General features: G+C 60.6%; 1 protein-coding gene. It reads right to left on the bottom strand.

Features of this window, described 5'->3' with window-relative positions; all coding sequences use genetic code 11:
• On the bottom strand, nt 1–535 hold a 535-nt coding region (locus CAG22_RS28625), incomplete at both ends, for an immunoglobulin-like domain-containing protein (RefSeq protein WP_178081535.1).

Here is a 535-nt window from a genome sequence, read left to right as displayed (position 1 = left end):
TTCGGCCACGGTATCCGTCGCGGTCAGGGTGAGCGTGGTGACGTCCGGAGTCGCCGGGTTGTCGGTGACGGTGGTCACCGGCTCGCCAACCGCCACGGTTTTCTCGTAATTACCGCCCGAGATGTCGGTGATCTTGTTGGTCAGGTCCAGGTTGGTGTTGTGGACGTTGTTCGGTGCGGTGAATGGCACCGAAGCAGACGACTCGCCCACCGGAATGGTAATGGTCTGACCGTTGGCCAACTTCACCACCAGATCGGAACCGGTGACTTTGTGGTTGACCGAAGCGGTGTAAGTCACCACGCCGCCTTCAGCGACAGTCGAAGTCGCCGTCAGGGTGACGGTAGTGGTGTCGATGGTGTCAGTGACCTTGGTCACAGCCGCAGTGCTGCTGACGTCGAGCTTCTCGAAGTCACCACCGGTGGTGCCGGTGACAGTCACGCTCAGGTTTTCGGCATCGACGTAGACGTCGTCGCTTGGGGCATCGATGGTGATCGACGCTTCTTTCGAACCGGCGGCGATGGTGATCGTCTCACCG

The sequence above is a fragment of the Pseudomonas sp. B8(2017) genome (genome assembly GCF_002113575.1).
Taxonomy (GTDB): Bacteria; Pseudomonadota; Gammaproteobacteria; order Pseudomonadales; family Pseudomonadaceae; genus Aquipseudomonas; species Aquipseudomonas putida_Z.
The sequence above is the reverse complement of the archived record's forward strand: the minus strand, read 5'-3'. Positions and strand labels throughout refer to the sequence as shown.